At 42.5% G+C, this 20,600-nt stretch carries 20 protein-coding genes and 2 pseudogenes; 20 read left to right on the forward strand and 2 right to left on the reverse strand.

The window, feature by feature from the left end; genetic code table 11:
* The first annotated feature begins 45 nt into the window (after nt 1-45).
* The 7 genes from ACF1X7_RS03370 (at nt 46) to ACF1X7_RS03400 (ending at nt 6,546) form a co-directional block, all read left to right on the forward strand.
* Nucleotides 46-711, forward strand: a complete 666-nt coding sequence (locus ACF1X7_RS03370) for a LysM peptidoglycan-binding domain-containing protein (protein ID WP_039099373.1) — start codon at nt 46-48, stop codon at nt 709-711.
* Between the two features lie 66 nt (nt 712-777).
* Nucleotides 778-1,437, forward strand: coding sequence for a (d)CMP kinase (gene cmk, locus ACF1X7_RS03375; protein ID WP_004270391.1), 660 nt, complete (start codon nt 778-780; stop codon nt 1,435-1,437).
* A 94-nt stretch (nt 1,438-1,531) separates the two neighbouring features.
* Nucleotides 1,532-2,743 (forward strand): 30S ribosomal protein S1, encoded by a 1,212-nt coding sequence (gene rpsA / locus ACF1X7_RS03380; protein ID WP_004270399.1) that lies wholly within the window; start codon nt 1,532-1,534, stop codon nt 2,741-2,743.
* Between the two features lie 188 nt (nt 2,744-2,931).
* Entirely contained in the window at nt 2,932-4,242 is a 1,311-nt protein-coding gene (gene der, locus ACF1X7_RS03385; protein WP_004270389.1) for a ribosome biogenesis GTPase Der, read from the forward strand.
* A 205-nt stretch (nt 4,243-4,447) separates the two neighbouring features.
* Nucleotides 4,448-4,723: an HU family DNA-binding protein gene (locus ACF1X7_RS03390; protein WP_004270407.1), complete on the forward strand. Its 276-nt coding sequence runs from the start codon at nt 4,448-4,450 to the stop codon at nt 4,721-4,723.
* Between the two features lie 95 nt (nt 4,724-4,818).
* Nucleotides 4,819-6,084: a tetratricopeptide repeat protein gene (locus tag ACF1X7_RS03395; RefSeq protein ID WP_004270405.1), complete on the forward strand. Its 1,266-nt coding sequence runs from the start codon at nt 4,819-4,821 to the stop codon at nt 6,082-6,084.
* Between the two features lie 129 nt (nt 6,085-6,213).
* Nucleotides 6,214-6,546: an ATP-binding cassette domain-containing protein gene (locus ACF1X7_RS03400; protein ID WP_235601713.1), complete on the forward strand. Its 333-nt coding sequence runs from the start codon at nt 6,214-6,216 to the stop codon at nt 6,544-6,546.
* A gap of 32 nt (nt 6,547-6,578) precedes the next feature.
* On the opposite strand, the pseudogene ACF1X7_RS03405 reads toward ACF1X7_RS03400, so the two are convergent.
* A pseudogene (locus tag ACF1X7_RS03405) lies at nt 6,579-7,472 on the reverse strand (IS30 family transposase).
* 101 nt (nt 7,473-7,573) lie between these two features.
* Between ACF1X7_RS03405 and ACF1X7_RS03410 the strand changes: the two are divergent.
* Nucleotides 7,574-8,721: pseudogene (locus ACF1X7_RS03410) on the forward strand (MFS transporter).
* A gap of 45 nt (nt 8,722-8,766) precedes the next feature.
* On the opposite strand, the gene ACF1X7_RS03415 reads toward ACF1X7_RS03410, so the two are convergent.
* The gene (locus tag ACF1X7_RS03415) at nt 8,767-9,624 is read right to left on the reverse strand and encodes a YitT family protein (protein ID WP_004270306.1); all 858 of its coding nucleotides are present in this window, start codon (nt 9,622-9,624) and stop codon (nt 8,767-8,769) included.
* 147 nt (nt 9,625-9,771) lie between these two features.
* On the opposite strand from ACF1X7_RS03415, the gene ACF1X7_RS03420 reads away from it, so the two are divergent.
* From ACF1X7_RS03420 to ACF1X7_RS03475, 12 genes are all read left to right on the forward strand, one after another.
* Complete coding sequence (locus ACF1X7_RS03420; protein WP_411162428.1) at nt 9,772-10,971, forward strand: CCA tRNA nucleotidyltransferase; 1,200 nt, start codon at nt 9,772-9,774, stop codon at nt 10,969-10,971.
* Between the two features lie 63 nt (nt 10,972-11,034).
* Nucleotides 11,035-11,496, forward strand: coding sequence for a hypothetical protein (locus ACF1X7_RS03425; RefSeq protein ID WP_004270303.1), 462 nt, complete (start codon nt 11,035-11,037; stop codon nt 11,494-11,496).
* 142 nt (nt 11,497-11,638) lie between these two features.
* Nucleotides 11,639-13,522, forward strand: a complete 1,884-nt coding sequence (locus ACF1X7_RS03430) for an ABC-F family ATP-binding cassette domain-containing protein (RefSeq protein ID WP_039099422.1) — start codon at nt 11,639-11,641, stop codon at nt 13,520-13,522.
* Between the two features lie 259 nt (nt 13,523-13,781).
* A complete protein-coding gene (locus ACF1X7_RS03435) occupies nt 13,782-14,732 on the forward strand; it encodes a thymidylate synthase (RefSeq protein ID WP_039099421.1) in 951 nt (316 codons plus the stop codon).
* Nucleotides 14,733-14,747: 15 nt separating this feature from the next.
* Nucleotides 14,748-15,242: a dihydrofolate reductase gene (locus ACF1X7_RS03440; RefSeq protein ID WP_004270296.1), complete on the forward strand. Its 495-nt coding sequence runs from the start codon at nt 14,748-14,750 to the stop codon at nt 15,240-15,242.
* A gap of 199 nt (nt 15,243-15,441) precedes the next feature.
* Nucleotides 15,442-16,284 (forward strand): DegV family protein, encoded by an 843-nt coding sequence (locus ACF1X7_RS03445; RefSeq protein WP_064777125.1) that lies wholly within the window; start codon nt 15,442-15,444, stop codon nt 16,282-16,284.
* 94 nt (nt 16,285-16,378) lie between these two features.
* The gene (locus ACF1X7_RS03450) at nt 16,379-17,284 is read left to right on the forward strand and encodes an SGNH/GDSL hydrolase family protein (protein ID WP_064777126.1); all 906 of its coding nucleotides are present in this window, start codon (nt 16,379-16,381) and stop codon (nt 17,282-17,284) included.
* Nucleotides 17,285-17,298: 14 nt separating this feature from the next.
* Nucleotides 17,299-17,931 (forward strand): YpmS family protein, encoded by a 633-nt coding sequence (locus tag ACF1X7_RS03455; RefSeq protein WP_064777127.1) that lies wholly within the window; start codon nt 17,299-17,301, stop codon nt 17,929-17,931.
* A 9-nt stretch (nt 17,932-17,940) separates the two neighbouring features.
* Nucleotides 17,941-18,165 (forward strand): YozE family protein, encoded by a 225-nt coding sequence (locus ACF1X7_RS03460; protein WP_004270292.1) that lies wholly within the window; start codon nt 17,941-17,943, stop codon nt 18,163-18,165.
* Nucleotides 18,165-18,719 carry a signal peptidase I gene (gene lepB / locus ACF1X7_RS03465; protein WP_052202764.1) on the forward strand — a complete coding sequence of 185 codons (555 nt, stop codon included), beginning with the start codon at nt 18,165-18,167 and terminating at the stop codon, nt 18,717-18,719. The genes ACF1X7_RS03460 and lepB overlap by 1 nt, the downstream gene beginning before the upstream one ends.
* 243 nt (nt 18,720-18,962) lie before the next feature.
* Entirely contained in the window at nt 18,963-19,814 is an 852-nt protein-coding gene (ylqF, locus tag ACF1X7_RS03470; protein ID WP_162145192.1) for a ribosome biogenesis GTPase YlqF, read from the forward strand.
* On the forward strand, nt 19,814-20,575 hold the full coding sequence (locus ACF1X7_RS03475) for a ribonuclease HII (protein WP_064777128.1): 762 nt from the start codon (nt 19,814-19,816) through the stop codon (nt 20,573-20,575). The genes ylqF and ACF1X7_RS03475 overlap by 1 nt, the downstream gene beginning before the upstream one ends.
* Nucleotides 20,576-20,600: the final 25 nt, after the last annotated feature.

Genomic DNA, 20,600 nt, shown 5'->3' on the forward strand with positions numbered 1-20,600 from the left:
GGTCTATGGTACAATATCAAAGAATACCAATAGGGAGGGCCGTCAATGCTCAAAGATGATAAGAAAAAATTAGATAATCAGACGGAAGACAAACCCTGGGAAAGCCAGTTTGATGATGATCGTGATGATCGCGGGAATTTATCGCGTGTTGCTTCCAAGAGTAAGGAAAAAGGAAATACATATTTTGCCATTATTCTAGGTGTATTGCTTGTTTTAATGATTGCATTTCCGATTATTGCCTATACGATTCATTCTAGCCGGGCTAACCGCCCAGTCGAGTCTAGTAAGATTGTCGTTAATACTTCTGATAGTGATAGTGCTTCTAAGAAAGAAGCTAAAAAAGCGAAGTCTGCTAGCGAAAGTGCTACCAAAGCGGCCAGCGAAAGTAAAGCTAAACAGGCTGAAAGTGAAAAAGCGGCTAGTGAAAGCCAAGCAGCTGAAAGTAGCAAACAAGCTGCAGAAGAAGCTGAAAAGGCTAATAGTCAAAGCCAAGCTCAAGCAGACGCTCAAAATAGTAGTAGCGAAGAAACAACAACTGAAAGTAGCAGTTCAAGCGAAACAACGGGTGGTTCTTATACGTTGAAAGCCGGCGAAGGTTTATACCGCGCAGCGGTTAATAACGGTTTAACACTCGATCAACTACTTGCATTAAACCCTGGGTTAACAGCCAATTCACAAGTGGCACCAGGCACAGCTCTAAAAGTTAAATAATAAGTACTACCAAAAGGCCTGGGGAAACTCCCAGCCTTTTTTAATGATTTTTTCAGGAGGCAGAACATGCAAATTGCAATTGATGGACCAGCATCATCTGGTAAAAGTACGGTCGCTAAAATTGTGGCTACTAAATTAGGGTTCGTATACGTTGATACGGGTGCTATGTATCGCGCATCAACCGTGTTAGCACAGAAATTAGGGTTAGACTTCGGGGATGAAGCGGGAATTTTAGCAGCTTTAAAAGAAGCAGATATCCAATTTAAACCTGACCAAGCAGGGCAAAAAGTCTTCTTGAATGGTGAAGATATTACATTAGCCATTCGAACCCCTGAAATTACGAATAATGTCTCACAAGTATCAGCTTTAGCTGGTGTGCGCACTGAGATGGTTGCACGGCAACGTCAGATTGCAGATCAAGGTCAAGTCGTCATGGATGGACGCGATATTGGAACAACGGTGTTACCTGCTGCGAAGGTTAAAATTTTTATGGTGGCAAGTGCCCAAGAACGAGCTAAACGCCGTTATGCTGAAAATACAGCTAAGGGGATTATGACGCCTTTAGCAACGCTACAAGCAGAGATTGAATTACGTGATCAAAAAGATAGTACACGGGCCATTTCACCCTTAAAAAAAGCTGACGACGCCATTGAAATCGATACAACTCAGTTAACAATCGATGAGGTGGTCGACACAATATTAGCAATTGTAAAGAAAAATATGTAATTTTATCTTTGAACGAGGTAAAATAACTGGTAATCCGAATAGATATCAACTAAAATAGTAACTGTATAGATAGTCGTTAAGGAGGATTTTAGCTATGAGTGAAGCTAATTTGAATAACACCCAAAGCAGCGATGCAATGGCAGCTGCTTTAGACAGTGTCCACGAAGTCAAAATTGGGGACGTTGTTAAAGGTGAAGTTTTAGCAATTGAAGATCGACAAGTGATTGTCGGCATCGAAGGAACTGGTGTTGAAGGGGTTGTGCCTCAAAAAGAATTATCAAGTCAACCTATTGAAGACATCGCAGACGTTGCCAAAGTAGGCGACCAATTAGATTTAGTGGTCATTTCAAGAATCGGTAACGATAAAGAAAACGGGAGCTACTTATTATCTAAACGTCGCTTAGAAGCCCGTAAAGTTTGGTCTGAAATTGAACAAAAATTTGCTAATCAAGAAACAATCACAGCTAAAGTCATCGACGTGGTTAAAGGCGGCTTAGTCGTCGATGCTGGTGTCCGTGGCTTCGTACCAGCTTCAATGATTTCTGATCGTTTCGTACGTGATTTAAGCAGCTTTAAAGGCCAAGAATTAACCTTACAAATTATTGAAATTGAACCAAGTGAAAACCGTTTAATTCTTTCACGTAAAGCATTATTGGAACAAGAACGTCAAGCTAAGTTACAAGCAGTTTTTGAAAAAATGTTACCTGGGGATGTTGTTGAAGGTGAAGTTGCTCGTTTGACAAACTTTGGCGCATTCATCGATTTAGGTGGCGTTGACGGCTTAGTCCACGTTTCTGAAATTTCATATGATCACATTAACCAACCTTCTGATGTCTTAGAAGTTGGTCAAAAAGTGCAAGTGAAAGTCTTGAGCTTAGACCAAGAAAAAGGCCGGATCTCATTATCAATTAAAGATACGCAACCTGGTCCTTGGGATGATATCGCTGATAAAGCACCAGTTGGTAGCACTTTAGAAGGGGTCGTTAAACGTTTAACAACATTTGGCGCCTTTGTTGAAGTCTTCCCTGGGGTTGAAGGTTTAGTGCATATTTCACAAATCTCACATCAACATATCGCCACACCAAACGATGTGTTAGAAGAAGGCCAAACGGTTCAAGTCAAGGTCTTATCAGTTGATCCTGAACAACAACGTTTAGGTTTATCAATCAAAGCATTGCAAGAAAAACCTGCTGGTGCTAAGGATTCAGAACACGAAGATGTGGCGCCTTCTGACTATGTGATGCCAGAAGAAGAAACAGGTTTCAGTATCGGCGACATGCTTGGTAAAACATTAGACGATAAATAATTTTTTTAAAAGTCATATGCAAAAAGGTAGGGTCTGGGACAAAACTAGGTTTTGTCTCAGACCCTACGTTTATGTCGGTGATTGATTAGTACGACGCAGAGGAAGCGGAAGTTCAGCGGACTTTGTCGGAGTGACCTTGTCAGTTTGGCTCAGACAGGGTACACTGAACAACGAAGGGAATGAATACAATGACAAAACCAGTTATCGCCATTGTTGGTCGACCTAATGTCGGTAAATCGACGATTTTTAATCGCATTGCCGGTGAGCGGATCTCGATTGTTGAAGATACGCCAGGGGTTACGCGTGATCGCATTTATACCACAAGTGAATGGTTAGGGCATGAATTTAGCCTAATCGATACCGGTGGGATTGAAATTAGTGACGCACCATTTATGGAACAGATTAAACAACAAGCAGAAATTGCAATTGATGAAGCAGACGTGATTATCTTCTTAGTGAGTGCACGAGAAGGGGTTACTGATGCGGATGAGCGAGTTGCACAAATTTTATACCGCGCTGACAAACCGATCTTACTTGGGGTTAATAAGGCGGATAATCCAGAACAACGCCAAGATATTTTTGATTTCTATAGTCTTGGCTTTGGCGAACCCATCGCCGTTTCAGGGGCTCATGGTCAAGGGTTAGGTGATCTTTTAGATGCCGCCGTTGCTAAGTTCCCAGCTGAAGATGACGAAGAAGAAGACGATAGCATCAAGTTTAGTTTGATTGGCCGTCCCAATGTTGGGAAGTCATCACTTGTGAACGCGATGTTAAAAGAAGACCGGGTAATTGTCTCTCAAATTGAAGGGACTACGCGGGATGCCATCGATACGAAGTTCACGGCTGAAGATAATCAAGAATTTACCATGATTGATACTGCCGGGATCCGTAAACGGGGTAAGGTCTACGAAAATACTGAAAAATACGCCGTAATGCGTGCATTACGTGCGATTGACCGTTCAGACGTCGTATTAGTCGTTTTGAATGCTGAAGAAGGTATTCGTGAACAAGATAAGAAAGTGGCTGGCTACGCACATGAAGCTGGTCGTGGGATTATCATCGTGGTTAATAAGTGGGATACACTTAAAAAAGACAACCACACGATGAAAGAGTTCGAAAATCACGTGCGCGATCAATTCCAATACTTAGACTATGCGCCAATCATCTTTGTATCGGCTAAGACCGGCGTTCGCTTGCAAAACTTGCCAGCGATGATTGAACAAGTGAGTGAAAACCAAAACCGGCGCATCCAATCAGCACTCTTAAACGAAGTCTTGATGGATGCAACAACGGTGACACCAACTCCAGCTATTAATGGGAAACGATTGCGCATTTATTACATGACACAAGTAGCGGTTCAACCGCCTACATTTGTGGTCTTCGTAAACGATGTTAACTTGCTTCATTTCTCATATCAACGTTTCTTGAAGAATCAATTACGGAAAACCTTTGACTTTACTGGTACACCAATCCATTTGATCCCTCGTCAACGAAAATAAGCTGTTTTTTCAAAAATCCGCTAATATGATTAACTAATTTGCTCAGAATGCTATTTTTTAGCGAAATTCCTTGCTATCACTAGGTTTGTGTGATAAATTAAAAAATGAAATGGTGATCAAATCATTGTTTCGTCATTTTTGACCACTCAAAAATGGTTTCGGTAATTAATTACTGATTATCTGTGATGAGCAGGAGGTGAAAAACATGGCAAACAAAGCACAATTGATCGAAGGCGTAGCATCAAAGACTGGTTTAACTAAGAAGGATGCAACTGCTGCAGTTGATGCAGTATTTGGTTCAATCCAAGACACTTTGAAAAAAGGTGACAAAGTTCAACTAATCGGCTTTGGTACTTTTGAAGTACGTGAACGTGCAGCTCGTAAGGGCCGTAACCCACAAACTGGTGCAGAAATTAAGATTCCTGCAAGCAAAGTACCTGCATTCAAGCCAGGTAAAGCATTAAAGGATTCTGTTAAATAAGAATTCAATTTATAGGCTGGGATTTTTCCCAGTCTTTTTTTATTGGCAATTAATCCGAATATGTTAAAATGGAACAATCGAAAAAGGGTGGTTAAATGACGAATTCAGAACAAATGCTTACAGCATTAGAAGATAATAATTTAGAACAAGCACAGACTTACTTCCAACAAGCCTTAGTTGCTGATGAACCCGATACGCTCTACAGCTTAGCTGAAGAGTTATATGCGATGGGTTTTTTGGAACAAGCAACGACAATTTACCAACAATTGTTGGCCCAATTTCCTGAAGAAGATCAAATCAGAACAACACTGGCAGATATTGCGGTCAGCAATGGCCAATACGACGACGCCTTGAACTTGTTGGCAGATATTACGCCAGAATCCAATGCGTACGCCGAAAGTCTGCTGACGGCAGCTGATGTCTATCAAACAATGGGCTTACCAGAAGTTAGTGAACAAAAATTATTGACGGCGTTGCGCTTATATCCAGATGAACCCGTCATGCAATTCGCATTAGCTGAATTGTACTTTGAAATGGGTGAATATGTGAAGGCCGCCAATTACTATGAGACGCTCATCGACCAAGACGTTGTTGAACTGGGACAGGTGAATATTCAAAAGCGGTTGGCAACTAGTTATGCCAGCAGTGGGGCTTTTGAAGAAGCTTTGCAGATTTACGAAGGGTTGACGCCAGAATTTCTAACAGAAGACGATCAATTCCAGATGGGCTTTTTGTACTTACAAATTAAGGATTATCAAAAAGCAATTGAAATCTTAACCAAGTTACAGACGACTGATCCACAATATACGTCACTATATACTTACTTGGCAGCAGCTCAAGAGGCTCAGAATCAATTAGAAGACGCCTTAACGACCGTTCAGACCGGAATTGGGTACGATGCCTACAACGAGGTCCTCTATCAAAAGGGGAGCGATCTAGCGCTTCAATTAGGTAATAACGAGGTTGCTGAACAGATGCTAAACGAGGCCCTCAAGATTGATCCTGATAATATGGGCGAAATTAGTGCCTTGAGCCAAGTTTATCGCCGTCAAGGCCGCCATGCCGAAAACATTGCTTTCTTACAAGATGCGATTGAAAATCATAAACCAACGGCTGATTTATATTGGTCATTGGCGCAATCACAGATGGCGGTGGATGATGTTGACCAAGCGCGCGAAAATTATCTGTTAGCTTATCCTGACTTGAAAGATAACTCGGACTTCCTACACGATTTAATTTTATTCTTCCAAGAAATGGCACAGGTCCCAGAAATGTTAGCGGCCCTCAAACAATATTTGAAGCTCGTGCCAAACGATTTAGAGATGCAAACTCTCTATGACGATTACCAAGCCATGCAATAATGCAAAAAAACGCCCGACTATTACTTTAGTCGGGCGTTTTTTTGCGTCTTTAGTCGCGTTTCTTCCCCAGATGAAAGTGGTACATTGAAGAGGAATCGGGAACAGGATTTATTTGGGGAGGTTTTTAGGATGACAAACACAATACTTTCGGTTGACCAACTAACACAAGTGGTGTCAATTGGGCAGTCTGACCAGACGACAACCTTATTGAAAAATATTTCGTTTACGGTGCAAAAAGGGGAGTTGGTCAGTATTGTTGGGCCTTCTGGGTCTGGTAAGAGTACGTTGTTGTATTGTATTTCAGGGATTACGCGACCTACAGGCGGCACTGTGGCAATTGCGGGGATTAATCCGTATCAATTGAAATCCAATCAACTAGCGGCTTTTCGCAGACAGACGATTGGCTTTATTTTTCAACAATACAACTTGATTCAGTCTTTACCCGGTAGATTGCAAATTTAATCCGAATTTTTGGACAAATTTGTCAGCATAACCTAATACGGTGTTTGCCAGTCGAGTATTTTAAGCGGTCGCTGGTTAATTTGGAGTAACGTCGTCGTTAAATCTTGAGCACTAATGTGCTCAAAACGAGTCCCTTTAGAATAAAAATAACGTAAATTCCGATTAAAGCGTTCATTACTACCACGTTCAGCTGGCGTATAAGCATGGCAGTAATAGGTCTTAATACCATATTGTGATTCAAGTGATACTAGCCCACTAAACTCAGTGCCACGGTTTACAGTAAAGCTGTGCACCGGACCATTAAAAGTGGTTAGGAACTTAGTTAGTGCTTCATTAACAGTCGCTGTCGTCCGATCTTTTAACCGGTATGCCCAAAAGAACCGTGATTTTCGATCGATTAAAGTTAATAAAACTGCCTTACTATGCCCACGAGGACCAACGACTGTATCTAGTTCAAAATCGCCGATGCGATTACGTTGATTAATCATCAGGGGACGCTGTTCAATTGATCGCCCCAAAGATTGATTATATTTGGATCGTTGATCAACGTTACGCCGTTGGCGTACGCCATGTTAAGGTAGATCATTCAAGGAGAAACCAATTCTCCCCTGATTTAGCCAATTATAAATAGATTTAGTAGCTAGTTTAAATTCGTGAGCAATCATTCCTGGTGACCAGCTTAGACGTAAATGGTTGAGAATTTTTTGCTTTAACTCATCGCTCAGCTTAGTTTTCCGACCACATCGTGATCGCTTGTATTCGGCATCTGTTTGTGCTAATTCAGCCTGATAAGGTTGACATCGAGATAATTCATAAGAAATTGTTGACGGTGATCGGTTCAGCCGAACGCCCATTTGGATATTGGACAGTCCTAGTTCACAAAAGGTTTCAATTTTAATTCGTTCGGAATAGGTTATACTAGACAAAAGATCAGCTCCTAAAAGATGGGTTTGTGGTAAACACCATTTTAAAGGAAGCTGATCTTTTTTGTCCGAACAGCGTTCGGATTAATTTTACAATCTACCGTATGGTTGCATTTATGGGGATTGGTTTAGTTGATCCCATTTTAAAAACGATTGCGGTTAAATTAAATGCCACACCAGCGCAAACGACCTTACTATTTACGAGTTATATGTTGGTCACAGGGATTATTATGCTATTTACAGGGTTTATTTCCACTAGAATTGGTGCGAAAAAAACGATTAGTATTGGTTTGATCATTATTGTTTTATTTGCGGCGTTAGCTGGTCGTTCACAGACCATTACGCAATTAATTTCGCTACGGGCCGGTTGGGGCTTTGGGAACGCCTTGTTCCTATCAACCGCTTTGACTGCGATTGTCAGTGTGATGCCTGAAAAAACGGAACAAGCGATTATGTTATACGAAGGATCTTTAGGAATTGGGATGGCCGTTGGACCACTTGTGGGTGGCGTCTTAGGGAGTCTTTCATGGCGTTTTCCGTTTATGGTGTCGCCATTTTGATGTTTATTGCGGCGTTGACCATCATGGTTTCATTAGAACCGATTGCTAAACCTGCTAAAAAGGCGCCTTTTTTTGCAGGGGCTGTCGCGTTAAAAAATCATCGTTTACGTTCAATCGGGATTATTGCATTATTGTATAATTTCGGGTTTTTCACGATTTTAGCGTATGCACCATTCTTATTAGTTGGGTTAACTGAATTGCAAGTTGGTTTTGTCTTTTTCGGGTGGGGCGTGATGTTAGCCATTGCATCGGTTTTCATTGCACCACGGATGGAACAAAAAACGAATACCCTTGTGACGTTGTTGTTTGGGTTAAGCTTTTTCTTGATCTGCTTAATGGTGATCGGTATTTATGCAGATCAACCAGCCTTAGTGGCCTTTGGCGTCATCATTGCTGGTTTCTTCCAAGGCTTGGTGAATACGTTGTTAACGACGGTTGCGATGGAAAATGATTCGATTGAGCGCAGTGTTGCATCATCGGCATATAGCTTCATTCGCTTTACTGGCGGGGCAATCGCACCATTTGTTGCTGGTAAAATCGCTGAGAAATGGTCAGCGCATTGGACTTTTTATTTTGCGAGCTTAATGATTTTAATTGGGATTTTCTTTGTTCTGCGCAATCAAAAATATTTTGTGACGGTTGAAGAAGTTGAAAAAGAAATTGAGTTAACTGAGGGACAGGAATTATCATAAAGACACTTAAAAACGCCAGCGATTAATCGCTGGCGTTTTTATTGATTAGTCGTACGTAAAGCCTTCCCCGAGTGCTTCGTGCACATCAATAATGGAAACGAATGCGTGCGGGTCATGTTGGTTAATCAACCGTTTAAGATAGGCGATTTCACTTGGACTGACGACACAGTACAGCATTGGTCGGTCTTGATGGGCATAAGCGCCTGTGGCCTGTAGAAACGTCACGCCGCGTTCCATATCGGCCAGAATGTCATCGGCAATTGCTTGCGCGTGGTCACTGATTACGAGTAGCCCTTTGGCGGCGTAAGCACCCTCGAGTGTGAAGTTCACAATCCGGGAGAAGACGTAAGACGCAATTAAGGTATACATCATATGTTCGATATCGAGGTAACTGAGTGAGAGTGTTAAGACTACGACGTCAAAAAGAAGGAGGGAGCGGCCCATTGGCATCCCTTTTTCTTTTTCGATAATGCGGGCAATGACGTCGGTGCCACCAGTTGTGCCACCGAAGCGGTAGATAATCCCACTGCCGAAGCCACCACATAAACCGGCTAGAATAGCGGCGATTAAAATATCGTGGTTTAAATCAATTGTGATGGGGACACGTTGCCAAATCCATAGAAAAACGGACATCATCGCCGTTCCGTAAATCGTGTAGGCGAGTGCGCGTTTACCGAGGTAACGATAGCCTAGAATAATTAGCGGGATATTTAACAAAGCCGTTGAATACGCCGGGTCGATATGCAACCAATACCGTAAAATCAAGGTAATCCCGGTTAAGCCACCTTCAGCCAGGTGATTTTGAATGTTGATGGTCACTAGCCCAAACGCGTAGATCGCACAGCCCAGCGCAATCACCGCTAAATCACGACTAGTCGTTTGCCAAGTATGTTGTTTCGTCATGTCAACGCCCCCTTTACATAACTCAAATATAGCACGGAATGGGGGTTAAAAACAGTTGGAACCACTTTGGTGGCTGAAGTGGGGCCCTTGATTGTGGTATGATAAATAGCATCAGAAACAGTTAATTGTTAGATAAGAGGGATAGCCATGAAAGTAACCACCTTTGCGCCGGAATTTGAAGCGGCCCTACCAATCTTAAAACAAATTGAAGCGGCGGGTTTTGAAGCCTATTTCGTCGGCGGCAGTGTCCGCGATTATTTATTAGGCTTGCCGATTCACGACGTTGATATCGCAACGTCGGCGTATCCAGCAGAAGTGAAGCAAATTTTTAAACGAACGGTCGATACCGGAATCCAGCACGGGACTGTGATGATTCTTGATCATGGGACTGGCTATGAAGTGACCACTTTTAGAACGGAAAGTGGCTATCAAGATTTTAGACGGCCTGATTCAGTGACGTTTGTGCGGTCGTTAGCCGAAGATTTACAACGGCGGGATTTCACGATTAATGCGCTTGCGATGCGCGCTGATGGTGAGATTATTGATTTATTCGATGGCCTGACCGATCTAAAAGCGCAACAAATCAGAGCGGTGGGCAAAGCCGACGAACGTTTCCAGGAAGATGCACTCCGTATGATGCGTGCCGTCCGTTTTGAAAGTCAACTCGGCTTTGCAGTTACACCAGAAACACAAACTGCGATTGCCAAACATGCTGAACTATTAACGAAAATTGCGGTGGAACGCATTCATGTCGAATTTGTGAAGTTGCTGCAAGGGATTCAGCGGCAAAATGGGTTACAAACCTTTTTAAAAACCGGGTTGTATCGATATTGTCCAGCATTCGCGACTGAAGCAGCGGGACTGACCAAATTAGCGGCATTACCAGCGCAACAGATTCATGATGAAGATACGGCTTGGCTACTAGTCAATGCATTATTGGGTAAAACCCCCGCCGCCGCCGGCAAATTATTGAAACGCTGGAAGAGTGCTAACGATGTGATCGATGCGGTTAAAGCAGGTTTGGGATTATTGCCAGCCATTCTAGACCAATCAGCCGATCAGTGGGCCCTTTATCAAGCGGGGCAACATGTATTAGACATCACGTTAATTGTTGCCCAATTAATGACCAGTGAATCAGTCGCAGTTGATCAGTGGCAAGCAAAGTATGCGGCACTGCAAATCAAGCAAAAGGCGGAACTTGCCATCAATGGACAAGTCTTAATGCAAAATGGGTATCAACCTGGTCCGCAACTAGGAAAAATGTTGGCGCAACTCGAAAAAGCCGTGGTGTTAGATCAATTACCAAACGATCAAGCCCAATTATTGCAATCGGCTGCACAAAACTAAGCCATTCCCTCAGAAGGTGTGTTAAAATAACCATGTAAGCACATTCAGAAAGGGTGACAATTGATGACACAACATGTTTTTAAGGAATTGAAATTTTATTTTAGAAATGGTGACGCTTGGACCGTCAGCCACAAAGAATTAAATGATATTTGGATTAGCCGTGTTACCACCAGTTATGGTCGCATTAATGGTGGCCCAATGCAAGAGATTCACCCTTGCAAGAGTTTCAAAGCCGAAATCTTACCTGAAGCGGATCATGTGAAGTCCGAAGATATCAACACCGGTTCTCTTGAAATGGGGATGTTCGGTCGTGCAACGAAGTATCAAGACATCGAAAAACTCGATTTAATCTTTGAAGATGATCAAGATCGCGCACCAATGCAAATTTATTTCCCATTCAAGAATAAAGATAATAGTGGCTTAGATAATATTTATCAAAGTAGCCAAATCTCACAAAAAAATGGTCGGTTGTACATTGTAATTGATGCAGAACACACAATTGCAGATATGTACCCTGAAATTTAAACGTTAGCTCCTGACAATATTGATCGTTGTCAGGGGGTTTTTTATTTGTTTACAGTTTACGACATTCTTTTTGTCATTTTGATTGTCAGTCGTCTGATTATTCGCTATGATTGGTGGTAACGAAAGTAAAAAGGTGACTATATTGCAAACATTGACAGCAACGCATTTAACGAAGACTTACGGCGAAAAAACGCTTTTTGAAGACATTTCATTTTTAATCCGTGAAGGGGACCGCATTGGTTTAGTCGGCATTAATGGGACCGGGAAAACGACGTTACTCAACGCGATTACCGGCACGGATTCATACGATAGCGGGCAGGTTGAAACGCCTAACCAATACGCGATGAGTTATTTAGCCCAGAAACCAAGCTTTGATACGAACTTAAGTATTATGGCGGCGATTTTTGCCGGCGATAATCCGGTTTTCAAGACGATTCAAAACTATGAACGCGTCTTGGCGGCATATACGCAAGATCCCACTAATCCGAAGTTACAGACGCAATACGAACAAGCTGATGCGCAAATGACGCAACAAGATGCTTGGACGGTTGATACGGATATCAAGACGATTTTGACGCAATTACATCTAACGGATTTGGATCAACCGATTAATACATTATCTGGGGGCCAACAAAAACGGGTTGGGTTGGCACAAGCCTTAATTGAAAGCCCAGACTTATTGATTTTGGACGAACCAACGAACCACTTGGATTTTGATTCCATTGAATGGCTTGAAAAACGCTTAGCACAATATCAAGGCGCGCTTTTAATTGTCACGCATGATCGCTACTTCTTGGATCGTGTTGCGAACCAAATTTTTGAACTCGACGGTGGTCAACTCTATTCATATGACGGTAACTATGAACAATTTTTAACCCAAAAAGCTAATCGCTTGGAACGTGAACAACAAGCTGCCCATAAGCAACAACAACTCTACAAGCAAGAATTAACGTGGATGCGCGCGGGTGCTAAGGCACGAACAACCAAGCAACAAGCGCGGATTAATCGCTTCAATGACTTAAAGGCGAATTTAACCACTGGACCAGACGATTCGGAAGTCGATATTCAGATGGGGCAATCGCGGTTAGGTAAAAAAGTACTCGAATTAAAGAACGCCAGTTTAAAACTCGGCGATCGTCAGATTTTGGATGACTTTAGTATTCTAGTTCAAGCGAATGATCGGATTGGGATTAGTGGCGTCAACGGGGCCGGTAAATCATCACTGTTAAACGTGTTGGCTGAACGCCTCCCACTTGATAGTGGCGAGTTAATTGTCGGCGAAACCGTCAACCTCGGCTACTATACGCAACAAAATGAAGACTTAGATCCTAACAAACGAGTGATTGCATACTTGCAAGAAGCCGGCGAAGAAGTCATTGGTAAAAATGGGGACCGGATCAGTGTCACACAATTGTTAGAACAATTCCTATTCAGCCGTCAAATGCACGGCACATTGATTGGCAAACTTTCTGGTGGTGAAAAACGCCGCTTGTACTTGTTGAAAATTTTGATGCAACAACCAAACGTCTTATTACTGGATGAACCAACTAACGATTTAGATATTGGCACGTTGACGATTCTGGAAAATTACTTGGAAAACTTTAACGGGACTGTGATCACAGTTTCGCATGACCGTTACTTCCTCGATCAAGTTGCCGACAAACTCTTGATTTTTGAAGGGGCCGGCAAGATTAGCACCGAAGTTGGCCTGTTCAGCGATTACTTGGCAAAACAAAAAGCAACACCAACTAAGTCAGCGCCTAAAGCAGCGACAGCATCGGTTGAAGAAGCACCAGTTGCAAAGACCAAGCAGAAATTAACATACGCCGAACAAAAGGAATACGAACACATCGAAGCCGACATGGAACAATTGGACGAACAGATTGAAACCATCAAAGCAGAAATGAACGCAAACGGCGCGGACTATGGTAAATTAGCAGAGTGGCAGGCCCAAATGGATCAACTTAACCAACAACTAGACGAAAAAATGACCCGCTGGGAATACTTAAGTGAATACGCAAACTAAATGAGTGCATTCAAACCAGGTATATTCCGAGCACTAGCCTAACAAGGCGAATGATTGCTGAAAGCAATCGTTTGACTTGTGTAGCTAAACGCAAGAACATGGTTTTAAAAGCACGTTAAAAAACTGAGTGCGTTTGAAACGGTTTGACGCTGAGCATTAACTTAATTTGGCGAATTAGCGATGTAATCGCTGATTTGACAAATGTCGTTAAGCGCAAGCGCCAGTTTCAAAAAGCACGTTAAAGAAAGGAATCCACATCATGTCTGAGCAAACCTACTTAGATTTAGCACGTACCATTTTAGAAACGGGTCATTATAAAGAAGATCGTACCAACACTGGCACCTATAGTCTGTTTGGCTATCAAATGCGCTTTGATTTAAACGAAGGGTTTCCTTTATTAACCACCAAAAAAGTGCCATTCGGGTTAATTAAAAGTGAGTTATTGTGGTTTTTAAAAGGTGATTCCAATATTCGTTACTTACTACAACACAATAATCATATTTGGGATGAATGGGCGTTTGAACGTTACGTTCAAAGTGCCGATTACACAGGCCCGGATATGACAGATTTTGGTCATCGTGCCCAAACTGATGCGGCCTTCAATACTGTTTATCGCGACCAAATGCAACAGTTTAACGAACGGATTTTAGACGATGAAGCCTTTGCCAAACAATATGGTGAACTGGGCGATATCTATGGTAAACAATGGCGTGCTTGGCAAACCCGTTCTGGGGACACAATCGATCAGATTAAAAATGTGATTGAACAAATTAAAACCAATCCCGATTCACGGCGCTTAATTGTCTCAGCTTGGAATCCAGAAGACGTGCCAAGTATGGCGTTGCCGCCTTGTCATACGATGTTCCAGTTCTACGTTAATGACGGACGGTTATCGTGCCAATTGTATCAACGCAGCGGGGATGTTTTCCTTGGCGTACCATTTAACATTGCGAGCTACGCATTATTGACACATTTGATTGCGCATGAAACCGGCCTTGAAGTCGGTGAATTCATCCATACGTTGGGTGATGCCCATATTTACAGTAATCATATTGAACAGGTGAAGACACAGCTTGAACGCCCAATTCATGCCGCACCAAAATTGTGGCTCAATCCAGATAAAACAAGCATCTTTGATTTTGATGTCGCCGATATTAAACTTGAAAACTATGAAGCAGAACCCGCAATTAAAGCACCCGTTGCGGTTTAATGAGGAGGAGCGCCAATGTTAGCATTCTTATGGGCTGAAGATCAAAATGGGTTAATCGGTCAAAATGGTCACTTACCATGGTCATTACCCAACGATCTTGCCAATTTTAAACACGAAACGGTTCATGAAGTGGTGGTAATGGGCCGGAAAACGTATGATAGTTTACCCGTCCAACCCTTACCTGGACGCCAAAACATTGTGATTACGCGACAACCGGATTTAGCTGTGGCTGATGGGGTGTTTGTGATGCACACCAAAGCGGAACTGCTTAAATATGAGCAAGCCAACCCGATGAAAAAGATTTTTATCATTGGTGGTGCCGATATTTTTGCAATGTACGCCGATGATGTCGATTATCTGTACGTTACAAAAATTGCTGAATCGTTTGAAGGCAACGTTTATATGCCAAAATTAGCGATGGATCAGTTCGAATTGATCAGTCAAACACCTGGTGTGGTGGACGAACGTAATCGCTATGCGCATACGTTTGAAATCTATCAACGCCGTTAGAAAGATTCAATTAAGGGCGGTCGCAGCGATGTAACCGCCTTTTTGCTTGCTACAAAAGTGACAACTGGCTTTTTTTTAATCAGTAACTTTTGGTGAAAAAAGCGTGATTGTTTGATATACTGTCAATAGACATAATCATAGAAATCACGGGGCCGTTGATTGCCCAGATTTCAAGATAGAAAGCGTGGCTGAAGTAATAGTGGCTAATATTAAAATTGTAACGGATTCATCCATCCAACTCACTCCTGAAGAAATTAAAGAACATCATATTACGGTTATTCCGTTGACGATTATGATCGACAATACGGTGTATATCGATGGTGAAACCATTACCCGCGATCAATTTATGACTGAAATGGCAAGTGCGAGTGCCTTACCTAAGACGAGTCAACCCGCAATCGGGAATTTTGTCGAAACGTATGAACAATTAGCGGCTGATGGCAGCCAGATTTTATCAATTCACATGCTACGAGCAATTAGTGGCACTGTTGATACAGCCCGCCAAGCCGGCGAGATGGCGAAAGCAGATGTAACAGTTGTCGATAGCGACTTTACCGACCGTGCAATGGCATTCCAAGTGTTAAAAGCGGCAGAAGTCATTGAAAACGGCGGTAGCATGGATGATGCTTTAGCAGCCATTCAAAACGTACACGATCATACGAAGTTATACATGGGTGTGACTGATCTAACCAACCTCGTTAAGGGGGGCCGGTTGAGTCATGCGGCTGGTGTGATTTCAAGTTTATTAAATATCAAGGTGATCCTTGAAGTGGCTGATAGCGAATTAAAAGTGTTACGCAAAGGCCGGGGGATGAAGACCATTACGAAATTCATCGATGAAATGGAAGCTGATATGCGCGACTTAAAGATTCGGGCAATCGGGATTTCACATGCGGATGGGCTAGAATTGAGCGAAAAAATTAAAGCACAATTGCAAGTAGTATTCCCAAACATCGAAATTCTTGTTCGGACAACTGATCCAGTGATTGCAACGCATGCGGGTGCAGGCGCATTTGCCGTTATGTACTACACAGAGGAATAACAAGATTACAATTAATGCATTAACACACTAAGGCTGGTTGACATTTAATTGTCCCAGCCTTAACTATTATCTAGAAATAACCGAGGTGTCACGTTTGAAGAAAGCACGACAGATTTTAATTGATTTAGGCTTATTTGCTGGTGCGATTTTAGTGGTCTTTATTATCTGGCAACTATTAACGCCACGGCCCAACCAAGCGCCTAAGACGGTAACATCAACGTCTTCAGCGGATAAAGTGATCAAATCAAAACCAAAACCAAAAAAGACGTTGCAGTTGGTTGCGATTGGCGATTCATTGACGCATGGTGTTGGTGATGAGACCAACAAAGAAGGCTATGTGTCATTAGTTGCCAATCAGATTCAGCAAGCAACCAAGCATCCCGTCAAGACCGCCAATTTCGGTGTGACGGGCGATACCAGTGTACAGATTACTAAACGCGTGCAGAAACAAAAGCCGCTACAGCAGCAATTGGCAAAAGCTGATATTGTGACGCTAACTGTTGGGGGCAACGACCTAATGGCAGTTTTACAGAATAATTTTTTTGAGCTGAATCAACGTCGGATTACGACTGGTCAGCAAAAATATCAAGCGAATTTAACCACGCTGATGACGCAAATTAGAAAATATAATCCTGATGCCCCAATTTTCATCATGGGGGTCTACAATCCGTTTTATGTCTATTTCCCTGAAATTAATGGGATGTCAAAGGCGGTTGCTGAGTGGAATCAGACCGCCAAAACGGTTGCTAATGATTTCAAAGATACGTATTATGTCAATAGTGATCGGATGTTGACACGGGGCGATGGGCATTTTGTCAAACAGACTAAATCGCTCGCTAAAATGGATAGTGCACAGTTGCAAAAAACATTAGCGGCTAACGAGCATTTGAACCCCTATATCAGTCCAGATGATCATTTCCATCCCAATCATAAAGGCTATCAACGGGTCACAAAGGCCTTTTGGCAAGTGATGAAAGCACACAAGCAAACGTGGGATTAGAGAAAGGATAGGTTATGACAACCAGACAAGCACATCAAGCAGCACAGAAAACAACAACTAAACGGACCATCAATTATTGGAAATACAGTTTCATCGTCTTATTAGCAGTCGTGATCGGGACAGTTGGTTTTGTCGGCTACAACGTGACAGCCCCTAAGACTGAAACGATTAAAACTGAGAAAATCATCAAAGTTGATAGCACTTTTGAAATTCAGATGCATAAGAAACAAATCAATAGTTTAGTCGCCTATTATTTACAAAACTACTTGGAAGATTCAAAGATTAAATACCAACTAACCCTAGATCAGCAGGCGATTTTATCTGGTCAATTCAAGTTCTTAGGGTTTCCGGTCGAATTCAACCTCTTTTTTGAACCGTACGTTTTAGAAAATGGCGACGTCCAATTACGCGCCAAACAATTAGCAGTCGGACAATTGAAGGTGCCCATGTCGTTTGTCTTTAATTACATCAAGCGTCAATACAAATTCCCCAAATGGGTTATTTTGGATGCACACAAGAGCCGGACTACATTACGCCTAAATGAGTTCAAGCTCGAAAACGGGATGCAAGTAACTGCTAAACATATCGATTTGAAGAATGATAAGATTGATTTAAACGTCTATATTCCGCTAAAAAATAAGAAATAAGGTGTTCAGATGAAGCAGAGTTTTTATCGTTACCTCATGACCCAACGTGATCCGAATAATTATGAACCAGTTCCCCAATTTGCCAACAATGCCTTTTTTGACCAATCTTTTCCTAAACAAAGCGGCGATTATGAAACATTAACGCGCTATTTGGAACTTAATGGTAGCTACCTCCCGAGTATGACGATTTTTGATGAGGCGTATGAAGCCTATCAGGAAAGCGAACAAGCCTAATGACCTCCCCGAAGCAGAAATTGTGGCGGGGATGGGCCATTACCGGCTATTGGCTTCTCGCATTTTTACTGGCTGGGACGGTAGCGATTGTGTTACGGTCATTCATTCTAGTCCCCGCATCGGTATCAGGGCAATCGATGGCCCCGACGCTTGAGTCAGCGGACCAACTCTTATTACGCACTAGTGGGCCCATCAAGCGCTTTGATGTTGTTGTCTTCACCCGAGCTGATCAAACAACTTATGTGAAACGGGTGATTGGTCTGCCGGGTGAAACCGTTGCATACCGCAATGACCAGCTGTACATCAATGGACGGCATGTCTCCGAACCATTCTTGAATCAGGCCAAAAAGAAACTAGGGGTTTTAACATCAGATTTTGAATTAAAAACCTTAATCGGCGAAAAGCTGATTCCAAAAGATGAGTACTTTGTATTGGGTGACAATCGCCAGATTAGCAAAGATAGCCGTTTGTTTGGTACGATCCACCGCGATACAATATTAGGCCGAGCAGTGGCGGTCTACTGGCCGATTAAAGATATACAATCTTTAAAATAATCAAAAAAGCTGGCATACTCTAGAGTGTGCCAGCTTTTTTGATTATCGAGTGCTAATGATCGTATGAAATGTACTGAATATGATGCTTAACTGAAAAAATGATACGCTTAATTGGTGGATGTTGTAGTCCGGAATTAAATTTAACCCGTCAGCCAGACATCAGGTATGATAGAATTAAGAATAATACAATCAGTGACAAATATTAAGAATGATGTATATCGCTTAACTAGCAATAAAGGAGTTATTATGACAATTCAATGGTATCCAGGCCATATGGCAAAGGCCCAAAAACAAATTAAAGAACGGCTCAAAGCAGTCGATTTGATTCTCGAAATCGTGGATGCACGGGTTCCAGAATCTTCCATTAATCCGATGATTGCAGAACTTGGTCAAAACAAACCGACGCTCTTGATTATGAACAAAGCGGATATGGCAGATGCCAAACGCACACAACAATGGATTGAAACATTTAAAAAACGGGGGATTACAGCAATCGCGCTTGATGCGCAACATAAATCAAAATTACCGCAAATCGAAAAAGTAGCACAAGAAATTTTGGCAGACAAACTTGCTAAAAAACGGGCAAAAGGGATTCTTAATCCGGTGATCCGTGCAATGTGTGTTGGGGTTCCTAACGTTGGTAAATCAACGATTTTGAATCGCTTGGTGCAAAAAAACATTGCGGTAACAGGTAATCGACCCGGTGTAACCAAGAATCAACAATGGTTAAAAGCGGGCCAATCACTCGAATTATTAGATACACCAGGGGTTTTATGGCCTAAATTCGAAGATCCAGCTGTCGGCAATAAGTTGGCCTTAACTGGTGCGATTTCGGATGCAATTTATCACCCGGATGATGTTGTGGTGTATGCCCTCGATTATTTCAAGGATTTCTATCCGCAACAATTGGTAAAAGAATACCATGTGACGCCGGCTGAACTTGAAATGCCAGCGCCTGATTTAATCATGGCATTGACCAAACGACTAGGTTTTAAAGAAGACTACGATCGCTTCTGTATGAAATTCATCACGGACGCGCGTAAGGGTAAGTTAGGGCGCTTTACACTCGATATCGTTCCTGTGGAGGCGCACTAATGACCAAACCAGAATCAATTGCTGCCATTAAGGCACGCTTATTAGACGACATTTCAGAGGAAGAAGTGGCGCTCTTACGCAGTGATGCGCGTGCTGGCGTGCAGAAGTTACTCGTTCAATATGACAAGCGGATGGCTAAGTTAGCGGCGCAAAAAGCGGCGTTTATCGAACGACGCCAGCTAGAAGAAAGTTTATGGCCAGATTATTCCTTGATTGCTGGAATTGATGAAGTTGGGCGCGGCCCATTAGCGGGTCCAGTTGTGACAGCGGCCGTCATTTTGCCACATGATTTTGACCTATGGCAAGTCAACGACTCTAAACAGCTTTCGTTTAAGGTGAAACAAGAACTGTATCGCGGCATCATGGCACAAGCCATCAGTGTCAGTATTGGGATTGCCGATGCACCACGGATCGACCAAGAGAATATCTATCACGCTACGGAACTGGCGATGGGCGAAGCTGTCGCTGGTTTAGCAGAACACCCCGATTACCTATTGGTGGACGCAATGACCGTGCCGACAGACATCCCACAAGAAAAATTGATTAAGGGGGATGCGCGCAGTATTAGTATCGCCTCAGCCAGTATTGTGGCTAAAGTGATTCGGGATCAATTGATGATTAATTATGATCAACAATATCCGGGTTACGATCTTGCTAATAATATGGGTTACGGGACAGCGAAACATCTCGCTGGTTTAGCTGAATTCGGTGTTACGCCAATTCACCGCCGCAGTTTTTCGCCCGTTAAAGACGCCCTATAGAAAATAAAACAGCTCCTTTACGAAG

It is taken from the genome of Latilactobacillus sp. VITA-14 (assembly GCF_046580785.1).
In the GTDB taxonomy this organism is placed as follows: domain Bacteria; phylum Bacillota; class Bacilli; order Lactobacillales; family Lactobacillaceae; genus Latilactobacillus; species Latilactobacillus curvatus.

What these genes read in the sequence shown, in the direction of transcription:
- ACF1X7_RS03435 (WP_039099421.1), top strand. Translation starts at nt 13,782, where the DNA reads ATGTCTGAGCAAACCTACTTAGATTTAGCACGTACCATTTTAGAAACG.
- ACF1X7_RS03475 (WP_064777128.1), top strand. Translation starts at nt 19,814, where the DNA reads ATGACCAAACCAGAATCAATTGCTGCCATTAAGGCACGCTTATTAGAC.
- lepB (WP_052202764.1), top strand. Translation starts at nt 18,165, where the DNA reads ATGACCTCCCCGAAGCAGAAATTGTGGCGGGGATGGGCCATTACCGGC.
- ACF1X7_RS03440 (WP_004270296.1), top strand. Translation starts at nt 14,748, where the DNA reads ATGTTAGCATTCTTATGGGCTGAAGATCAAAATGGGTTAATCGGTCAA.
- ACF1X7_RS03370 (WP_039099373.1), top strand. Translation starts at nt 46, where the DNA reads ATGCTCAAAGATGATAAGAAAAAATTAGATAATCAGACGGAAGACAAA.
- ACF1X7_RS03400 (WP_235601713.1), top strand. Translation starts at nt 6,214, where the DNA reads ATGACAAACACAATACTTTCGGTTGACCAACTAACACAAGTGGTGTCA.
- ACF1X7_RS03455 (WP_064777127.1), top strand. Translation starts at nt 17,299, where the DNA reads ATGACAACCAGACAAGCACATCAAGCAGCACAGAAAACAACAACTAAA.
- ACF1X7_RS03395 (WP_004270405.1), top strand. Translation starts at nt 4,819, where the DNA reads ATGACGAATTCAGAACAAATGCTTACAGCATTAGAAGATAATAATTTA.
- ACF1X7_RS03425 (WP_004270303.1), top strand. Translation starts at nt 11,035, where the DNA reads ATGACACAACATGTTTTTAAGGAATTGAAATTTTATTTTAGAAATGGT.
- ACF1X7_RS03415 (WP_004270306.1), bottom strand. Translation starts at nt 9,624, where the DNA reads ATGACGAAACAACATACTTGGCAAACGACTAGTCGTGATTTAGCGGTG.
- der (WP_004270389.1), top strand. Translation starts at nt 2,932, where the DNA reads ATGACAAAACCAGTTATCGCCATTGTTGGTCGACCTAATGTCGGTAAA.
- cmk (WP_004270391.1), top strand. Translation starts at nt 778, where the DNA reads ATGCAAATTGCAATTGATGGACCAGCATCATCTGGTAAAAGTACGGTC.
- ACF1X7_RS03390 (WP_004270407.1), top strand. Translation starts at nt 4,448, where the DNA reads ATGGCAAACAAAGCACAATTGATCGAAGGCGTAGCATCAAAGACTGGT.
- ACF1X7_RS03420 (WP_411162428.1), top strand. Translation starts at nt 9,772, where the DNA reads ATGAAAGTAACCACCTTTGCGCCGGAATTTGAAGCGGCCCTACCAATC.
- rpsA (WP_004270399.1), top strand. Translation starts at nt 1,532, where the DNA reads ATGAGTGAAGCTAATTTGAATAACACCCAAAGCAGCGATGCAATGGCA.
- ACF1X7_RS03460 (WP_004270292.1), top strand. Translation starts at nt 17,941, where the DNA reads ATGAAGCAGAGTTTTTATCGTTACCTCATGACCCAACGTGATCCGAAT.